At 41.5% G+C, this 3,937-nt stretch carries 3 protein-coding genes; all 3 read left to right on the top strand.

The annotated features are described in order from the left end of the window. The first annotated feature begins 151 nt into the window (after positions 1–151). The 3 genes from SPH52_RS22390 to SPH52_RS22380 all read left to right on the top strand — a co-directional run bounded on the left by SPH52_RS22390 (position 152) and on the right by SPH52_RS22380 (position 3,757). A complete protein-coding gene (locus tag SPH52_RS22390) occupies positions 152–2,014 on the top strand; it encodes a DUF4209 domain-containing protein (RefSeq protein WP_411797265.1) in 1,863 nt (620 codons plus the stop codon). 127 nt (positions 2,015–2,141) lie between these two features. Beyond that, a complete protein-coding gene (locus tag SPH52_RS22385; protein WP_411797264.1) occupies positions 2,142–2,444 on the top strand; it encodes a hypothetical protein in 303 nt (100 codons plus the stop codon). 332 nt (positions 2,445–2,776) lie between these two features. Next, positions 2,777–3,757 (top strand): hypothetical protein, encoded by a 981-nt coding sequence (locus SPH52_RS22380; RefSeq protein ID WP_411797263.1) that lies wholly within the window; start codon positions 2,777–2,779, stop codon positions 3,755–3,757. Positions 3,758–3,937: the final 180 nt, after the last annotated feature.

Raw genomic sequence — 3,937 nt, 5'->3', positions numbered from 1 at the left:
TCTGCAGCCACTTCACCATGGCCTGCGTATCTGGGTGGAGCCTGATGTCTTTGTTGAGACCTTCGGCGGCGCCTAACAATTCATTCAAGCCGACGCCGCTTCGCGGCGCGGCTTAATTCAGGCGTTAGGCATTAAATAGGTTTGGAACATCATGGAACGTTACCCAGAGAATACAAATATTTCATTGGATGACTTTAATGCTTGTGGTTGGCGCGAGGCATTGGAAGAAGCACGTCGAGAAGACTATTCATCCATGTGGCAACAGCTATCGTCGAGAGCACGGAAGGCTACAGAAGAAGGCAATTTAGAAGCAGGGAAAGTACTTTGGTTACTTGCAGATGCCTGCTCAATGATGTTGAAGCCTAATAGTCTGAACGAGCCGTTTGCACCTTTTATGGTTATGGATGGAAAACGTTCGGCACTTCCGGAAGATTTTAAAAATGAAGACATCGAATTCTTTTCACAAATCATACCTTTGATTGATGAGCCAAAATTATGTGCAAGAATTTCAGATATAGCGTGGTTGCTATTAAAGCCGAAGAATCCTCAGCATGCACTCTCTGCGATAGATAATTATAAAAGTATTGAAATCGGTACCGAAAGTTGGATTCGAGATGGTCGGGAATGTTGGGACAGGGCTATACAGCTATGTCTAATGCTTCGGGCTGGTGCCGGCGAAAGGTTAAAAGAGATAGAGTCAAAAATAGTTGAGGCGCTGAAAGAATCTTCGCCGGAAGATGGGTATTTGGCCAACTGGCTAGCTGATTTACTTTTAAAGCACCACTTAGGCGTTAAGGATAAGAAGGATATTGCTGAAAAACTTGAGGCGCTTGCTACTTACTTTGAAGACTCTGGCGATCTTCATAGGGCAAGAGATTATTTAGATGCGGCATCAGAATGGTATAAAAAATCAGAAGATACACCACAATCAATAGTAATGATTGTAAGAAATGCAGAGTGTTGGGTTAAGGAGGCAATCGCTAGGCAGTCTGGTGATAATCCTAGCAACATGGTTGCTGCGAGTTTTTATGAAAGTGCGATACATAAATACAGAACAATTCCGAAAGCTCTACGCGATCAACACAATGTTGAAGAAAGGATCGTTGAACTCAGGGGGCTAATGAATGAGGCAGGAGAAAACTCACTTAATGAAATGGGGCAGATCACATCTGGGCCAATAGATATCAGCGAACTAATTGAAAACTCAGTGAAAGCGGTAAAGGGGAAAGAATTATCGGAAGCGCTATTGCAGTTTGCAAACGTCTACAGAGGGGCACGAGCTGACAAAATACGAAGCTTCTCTGAGGAAATGATAAGGAATCACCCCTTGCAGTCATTATTTGCAGCTACTCATATGTCATCCGACGGCAGAGTAGTTGCAAAGAAACCTGCAGCTGTTCTTGGGGGAGAAAATCAAGAAGCAGTCATATGGCCCGAAATGGTTAAGCACTACGCTATGGAACTCAGCTTGGTAGTGCAGGGTGATATCTGGCCAGCTCTTGAAGTAATTAGGCAAGAGCACAGGTTGAAGGAGGCGGATTTTTATTCAGTTGTAAAAAGGTCTCCGGTAGTGCCGCCAGATAGAATTCGGCTTATGGCAAAAGCGCTTTTTCAAGGCTTCGATGGCGATTTTATTAGCGCCTTGCATTTGATTATTCCCCAGATAGAAAACTTAGTTAGATATCATCTAAAACAACATGGGGAAAAGACAACCAATATAGATATTAACGGCATAGAGAACGAAAACGGTCTTAGTACGCTAATGGATAATCAAAAGGTAGAAGACATCTTTGGAAAAGATCTTTCGTTCGAATTAAAAGCAATATTTTGTGATCCTTTCGGACCTAATCTACGAAATGAATTAGCGCACGGTCTTATAGGGTATGAGGAAAGCCAAAATATATATTCAATCTATGCTTGGTGGCTTGCTTTTCGTCTTATATTTAACACCTTTTGGAATTCAAATCATGCCAACCAACAAGAAAACGAAGGTCAGGCAGAAGATAATGCCTAACAAACGCATGCACTCGGACAGCCAAAAGCGCCGCTCCTTCGTCGCGCCGATTTTGGCCGCCGGTGATGCGAAGCGTTATGTTCTTTTGTAGATTAATCGCCACTTACACTTGCAAGGAGATGAAACGATGAAATTGAATCTAAATGATAAAAGTCAGTTTACAGTAGATGGAGTGAAAGCTCTAATAGCTTCAAAAGATGACTCTCAGTCTCGTCAGCTGCGCGTTACCAAAGAAGGGGTGGCGTACTTGTCTGATGAGGTCGGAAACCTGAATACAGAAGGCCTAGCTTTCCGCCTTGAGACTTGGGATGCAGGTAACGACTATGTAGGTGAAGCAGCTAGTAATGACCCTAAATGGGTTCAGAGAATATATGATTGTTTGTCGAAAAGCTGGCCGAACCCAAAAGACAGTTATATCGATTTCTTTTAATATTAACATGATAATTCGCTATCTTTAGCGTGTTAGAAAGATCAGGGAGGAGAGCAAAAGAATGAGTAAGACATATGTTATAAAGTATACACAAGGCTCTGGACCAGTAAGTGTGACATTGCGCGGCTGTAACTCCGAACAAGAAGCTAAAGCTAAGTTCTGGGAGCAGCCGCACATTAGAAATAACAAGAAAACGAAAATCGAAAGTGTTAAGTCATATTGAGAAAGCGAGAAAAACATAACCATCGGCTGCACGGCGACCGATTTTCCACCGCTTCGCGGCTCCAAACTGGCGCGTGAGCCCGGCGTTATAAGCCAATGGAGAATTAGGCGTGGATTTGCAGGATTTAACTAAAAATCAACATTTTGTACCTCAAGTAGAACAGAGGCTTAATGCGATTAATCCATTAGTTAAAGAAGAAAATCAAAAAATTTACTCATTTAGCCTCAAGGATCGAGAATCTTATTCTATAAATCTAGATTCAGATAAAGGCTTTAAAATTTCAAATACACTAAGCCTGAACGATATATTTAGCTTTGATGTTCTTGAAAAAGAGGCTGCCAGATATAATTTTGAAAAGTTATTTCATCATTATGAGGCGAACATCAAGACAAATACTGAAAGTTTGGTTTTAAAGCTTCCTGCTGCGGGCGCAGACATAAAGTCAGAAATACTTAACATTTTTCTTTCTAAGTTTCTAAATTTTGTTAGAAATCCATACTCGATTAAAAAGGTGCTAAATACGTTCCCTCAACTTAGGGATGTTCACCCAACTGATCCCATTCACTATAAAAACTTTGAACGTATACTTAATGGAAGAAAGCCTCAGCAAAATTACCTTTGTAATCAGTTGGGAGTAACAGAAGAAGAATATGCAGACTGGCTTTCTGTGATATTTCTTTTGCTAACGCCGCTCGAAAAAGATCAGCCTAACTTTCTGGAACAAGTTGTAAAAGGACTGTATGAGAATCCAGATTTATTCATCATGGTTCTTATATATACCTATGATGATAAAACATGCCTTCTTTCTGATCGGGGTTATAGTATCCCTTTACCCGAAAAGGACCATATGGCGTGGGATTTTAATTTATATTCTCATGGGTTTATAAGATACCTCTTCGGAAATCTAGATTTACTTGCTCCGGCAACTGCCCCCAAAGAACTAGTGGAAAGATTCAAGGCAGGTCCTAAATCGATTGATGTACACAATATAACCAATGATTTATCTGCACTAGAGCAATACAACAAGCATGTAGTGTATCAATGCAGTAGAAATGTATTTAATTCTAGCTCTGAGTGCTATGGCTTATAACAAGTTGCTGCACTCGGAAAAATTACTCGCTACGCTCTTAATTTTCCGGTGAGCAAGGCGTTAGGCGCTTACACATGTTCTCTTGGGACCAAACAGCCTTCGTTGAGATTCTGGGTGTGATTCCTGTCGTGACCGATGAGTTCGGTACCGACTACTCGTTCAAGGTGACGCGCCCGTCGG

Origin of the sequence: Halomonas sp. A29 (assembly GCF_046723295.1) — a bacterium.
Lineage (GTDB): Bacteria > Pseudomonadota > Gammaproteobacteria > Pseudomonadales > Halomonadaceae > Halomonas.
This window is presented reverse-complemented; position numbering and strand designations above follow the sequence as displayed.